This window comes from Brevundimonas sp. (assembly GCF_013823285.1).
Lineage (GTDB): Bacteria > Pseudomonadota > Alphaproteobacteria > Caulobacterales > Caulobacteraceae > Brevundimonas.
Map to the genome: position 1 here is coordinate 1 of NZ_PNLV01000151.1, position 4,248 is coordinate 4,248.

Here is a 4,248-nt window from a genome sequence, read left to right on the forward strand (position 1 = left end):
ATCGGTCATCATTCCCTCCCACAAGAATTTCCGATGGGCGGACGCTACGCCGATTTCAGAGAACGGCAACGGTTATCGTGCGTCACTTTCGGGACGGCCGCGTGCATGCTCGATCTCCCGGCGCAGGAAATGGTTCAGGACTGTGCGGAGGGCGGCGATGGCGGCCAGTTGGCCGATCTCGGTCCAGGTAGGGGCGACGGCGGTCTTGAGAATGTCGGCGGCCAGCAAAAACTCCAGCCCCAGCACCAGCCAGCGACCCAGCCGCAGCCGGATCTCCTCCTTTTTGTGCAGGGCCGGATAGGTGCGCCCCCGGGGGTGCAGTTCATCGTTGAAGGCACCCACCACCCGAACCACCGCCTCGACGACAGCGGCGGCGATGATGACCACAGCCAGCAGTTCGACGCCCGTCGCCAGCCACAGGACGACGCTCTTGAGGCTTTCAGGCTCCATGCGGGCCTAACGTGGCCGCAGGGATGGGGTTCAGTCCTGTCCTGCCGGGCGAGTCTGCGCCCCTAGGATTTGAGCCTCCAAGGCGGGTTCACCCGATTCTCGCCCGCGAAGTACAGACACAGCCGGTTCCCGTCCGGGTCGCGCAGTCGGGCTTCACGCCACAACCAGCGTTGGTCGGCGGGACCGCTGTCGAACACCACGTCAACGGCCTTTAGCGCCGAGACCCGGGCGTCCAGATCCTCGCACTCGAAATAGACAAGCGTTCCGCCCGGCTGGACAGCGTCGGCCAGGTGCACCGAAAATGTCGCGCCCCCGGGACAGAGGAGCCGGGCGTAATGGTCCGCCGAGACGATCAGCTCCAACCCGAGACGCTGATAGAAAGCCGTGGCGCGCGTGATGTCCGCGACCTCCACGGTGACCTGATTGAGATTCATTCGTCTCCACCCTCCCCCTTCATACCCGCGCGCATGGCCGCCCAGCGGTCGAGGCGCTCCCGGACCTTGGCTTCGTGCCCCTCGCCCTTCGGCTTGTAGAAGACGCGGCGCTCCATCCCGTCGGGGAAGTAGTTGGCGCCCGAGAAACCCTCGGGCGTGTCGGGGTCGTACTGGTAGCCCTTGCCGTAGCCCAGGTCCTTCATCAGCTTCGTCGGCGCGTTGCGGATGTTGGCTGGCGGCATGAGGCTGCCGGTTTCGCGGGCGGCTTTCGACGCGGCCTTGTACGCTTCATAGACACCGACGGACTTGGGCGCGGTTGCCAGATGGACCACCGCCTGGGCCAGGGCCAGTTCGCCTTCGGGACTGCCCAGAAAGTCGTAGGTATCCTTGGCCGCGTTAGCGACGAGGAGCGACAGGGGGTCCGCCTCGCCGATGTCCTCCACGGCCATGCGCACGATCCGGCGGGCCAGATACAGCGGATCCTCGCCCCCGTTCAGCATCCGCGCCAGCCAGTAGAGGGCGGCGTCCGGGTCAGAACCCCGAACCGATTTATGCAATGCTGATATGAGGTTATAGTGCTCTTCTCGACTTTTGTCGTAGGCGGGAGCGCGCTTCTGCAGCGTTCCGGCCAAGGCCTGGACGTCCAGCTGTTCGCCGCCGGCCAGGCCGAACAGCACCTCTGACATGGTCAGCAGGTAGCGGCCGTCGCCGTCGGCCAGGGCCAGCAGGGCATGGCGCGCTTCGGGGGTCAGGGGGAGGCTTTTCTCCTCCTGCGCCTCGGCCCGCCTCAACAGTTGATCCAGCGCCTCGTCGTCCAGCCGCTTCAGCACGAACACCTGCGAGCGCGACAGCAGCGCGCCGTTCAATTCGAAGGACGGGTTCTCGGTGGTGGCGCCGACGAGGGTGACAATCCCCTCCTCCACGAAGGGCAGGAAACCGTCTTGCTGGGCGCGGTTGAAGCGGTGGATCTCATCCACGAAGAGCAGAGTGGACTGGCCGGCGGCGCGGCGGCCCCGCGCCGTTTCGAACGCCTTCTTCAGGTCCGCCACGCCGGAGAAGACGGCGCTGATCTGCTGGAACTGATAGCCCGCCGCCTGGGCGAGCAGGCGGGCGATGGTGGTCTTGCCCGTGCCCGGCGGACCCCACAGGATCATGGAGCCCAGACGTCCGGCCTCGATCATGCGGCGGATCGGCCCACCCCCGCCCAGCAGATGGTCCTGCCCCACCACCTCGTCCAGCGAACGCGGACGCAGGCGGTCGGCCAGGGGCGCGTCAGGAGGATGGACGCCAGCGGCTTCGAACAGATCGGTCATGGACGACAGATAGGCGCTGGGCGCCCATCCGTCATCCGCGACGTCAGCCGAAGCGGCCGGTGATGCGCTGGCCGCGTCGTTCAATGGTCACCTCCCAGCGCGCGGAAGCGGCCAGCGCCTGTTGCAGTTCGGAGACCGAGCCGATCTCGCGACCGTTGATCTCGCGCACGATGTCGCCTGGACGGAAGCCTGCGCGGGCGGCGTAGCCCCGGCCCGACAGACGGGTGACGATGACCCCCTCCCCGGCGGCGAAAGCATCGCCGCCGATACGGTCGGCCAGGGCCGGCGAATAGGCGGCCACGGTGGCGCCGGCCATCAGACCCCGCTCGATCAGCACCTGGTCGGGGTCGCGGTCCCCGGGAAGCGGCTGGACGGTGGCGTTCAGGGTCTGGACGCGGCCGTCGCGCAGGACGGCGATCTGCGCCCGTTCGCCGGGGCGGCGCGAGCCGACGCGGAAGTTCAGGCCCGAGGCGTCGTTGATCTCGACGCCGTCCACGGCGGTGATGACGTCACCCTCCTGGATGCCCGCCCGGTCGCCGGGGCCGCCCGGATACAGCGAGGTGACCAGCACTCCCTGCGGACGGGGCAGACCCAGGCTGCGGGCGATCTCGGCGGTGACGGGTTCGCTGCGCACGCCCAGCCACGGCCGGATCACCGCCTCGGCGCCGCCGAGGGCGCTCTCCAGCACCTGACGCACGGTCTGGGCGGGCACGGCGAAACCGACGCCGGCCGAGGTGCCGGAGCGCGAGAAGATGGCGGTGTTGATGCCGATCAGATCGCCGTCCATGTCGACCAGCGCCCCGCCGGAGTTGCCCGGATTGATGGCCGCGTCAGTCTGGATGAAGGAGGCGGCGTCCGAAATGCCGGTGTTGGTGCGGTTCAGGGCCGAGATGATGCCGTTGGTCACGGTCTGGCCCACGCCGAACGGATTGCCGATGGCCAGCACCAGATCGCCCACCAGATGCTGCTCCTGATCGTCGATCGGCAGCACGGGCAGGCCGCCCTCCACGTCTTGGAGCTGCAGCACGGCGATGTCGGACTGCGGGTCCGCCAGAAGCACCTCGGCGCGGTATTCGCGGCGGTCGGCCAGGGTGACGGTAATCTGCTGGGCGCCCTGGATCACATGGTTGTTGGTCACCACCACCCCGTCGGAGCGCACGATGACGCCCGAGCCGATGGAGGACGCCTGCTGCCGCGAGCGGCCGGTGAACATCTCGAAGAAGGGGTCCGTGCGCCGGCTGGACACCGCGGCGATGTTGACCACCGCCGGGCTGGCGGCGGCGGCCACCGGCGCGAACGAGGTCCGCATGGCGCCGACGTCGCCGGGGACCACCCGCTCGGTGCTGCCGAAGGTGTTGGGCTCGGGGAAGCCGCCGTCCTGGGCGGCGGTTTCGTCAGCGTTGCCGCAGGCGGCGAGAACCAGCACGGCGGCGAGGGCGGCGGAAGACAGTTTCATGGTCTGAATCAGGGTGTTGTTCATGCGGAATATCACGCGGCCAAGCTGACCCCTGATTTGGGACGGCATCAAGGCGCCGCAAGGGCCAGGTCAGAGCCGGTCAGGAAGCGGCGCCCCGTCGCCCTGCTCCGTCCCACGACGTCAGGGCCGGATCAACGCCGGCGCGACATCATCCAGCGCTCCGTCCACGTCCGGGCCGGTGAGGCCCAGCAGGTGCGCCAGCAGGGGCTGCACATCCACCGCGTCCACGTCCTGAAGCGTCACGCCGGAGCGGATGCCGGGGCCATGGGCGATGAACAGGGCGGCCATCTCGGGCGCGGCGTTGTCATAGCCATGGGCGCCGCCCTCGCGGTTGACCGGTCGGCTGCGCGTCGCCACCAGCCAGCCGGTGTCCGGCAGGCACAGGATGGCGGGAACGCGCGGATGGCGCCCGTAGGCCAGGCGCGCGGGCAACTCCGCCTTGTTGAAGCATTCCATGTTCGCGTGACGCCGCACCAGGACCGTCTGCACCTCGGCCTCGCGGCCCGGCGCCGGGTTCAGTCCCGTAAAAGCGCCGGAATGAACGATCTGCACGGCCTCCACATCGATCAGGTCA

Annotated in this window: 5 protein-coding genes; all 5 read right to left on the bottom strand. The window is 68.5% G+C overall.

Features of this window, described 5'->3' with window-relative positions:
• Positions 1-72: 72 nt before the first annotated feature.
• Positions 73-450 carry a DUF1622 domain-containing protein gene (locus C0461_RS13615; protein WP_292107758.1) on the bottom strand — a complete coding sequence of 126 codons (378 nt, stop codon included), beginning with the start codon at positions 448-450 and terminating at the stop codon, positions 73-75.
• 62 nt (positions 451-512) lie between these two features.
• Positions 513-884 (bottom strand): VOC family protein, encoded by a 372-nt coding sequence (locus C0461_RS13620; RefSeq protein WP_292107759.1) that lies wholly within the window; start codon positions 882-884, stop codon positions 513-515.
• On the bottom strand, positions 881-2,197 hold the full coding sequence (locus C0461_RS13625; protein ID WP_292107764.1) for a replication-associated recombination protein A: 1,317 nt from the start codon (positions 2,195-2,197) through the stop codon (positions 881-883). The genes C0461_RS13620 and C0461_RS13625 overlap by 4 nt, the downstream gene beginning before the upstream one ends.
• A gap of 43 nt (positions 2,198-2,240) precedes the next feature.
• Positions 2,241-3,677, bottom strand: a complete 1,437-nt coding sequence (locus C0461_RS13630) for a Do family serine endopeptidase (protein WP_292107761.1) — start codon at positions 3,675-3,677, stop codon at positions 2,241-2,243.
• A gap of 117 nt (positions 3,678-3,794) precedes the next feature.
• Positions 3,795-4,248: alkaline phosphatase family protein (locus C0461_RS13635; protein ID WP_292107762.1), on the bottom strand; the 454-nt coding region annotated here is incomplete at its 5' end.

What these genes read in the sequence shown, in the direction of transcription:
- C0461_RS13620 (WP_292107759.1), bottom strand. Translation starts at nt 884, where the DNA reads ATGAATCTCAATCAGGTCACCGTGGAGGTCGCGGACATCACGCGCGCC.
- C0461_RS13625 (WP_292107764.1), bottom strand. Translation starts at nt 2,197, where the DNA reads ATGACCGATCTGTTCGAAGCCGCTGGCGTCCATCCTCCTGACGCGCCC.
- C0461_RS13615 (WP_292107758.1), bottom strand. Translation starts at nt 450, where the DNA reads ATGGAGCCTGAAAGCCTCAAGAGCGTCGTCCTGTGGCTGGCGACGGGC.
- C0461_RS13630 (WP_292107761.1), bottom strand. Translation starts at nt 3,677, where the DNA reads ATGAACAACACCCTGATTCAGACCATGAAACTGTCTTCCGCCGCCCTC.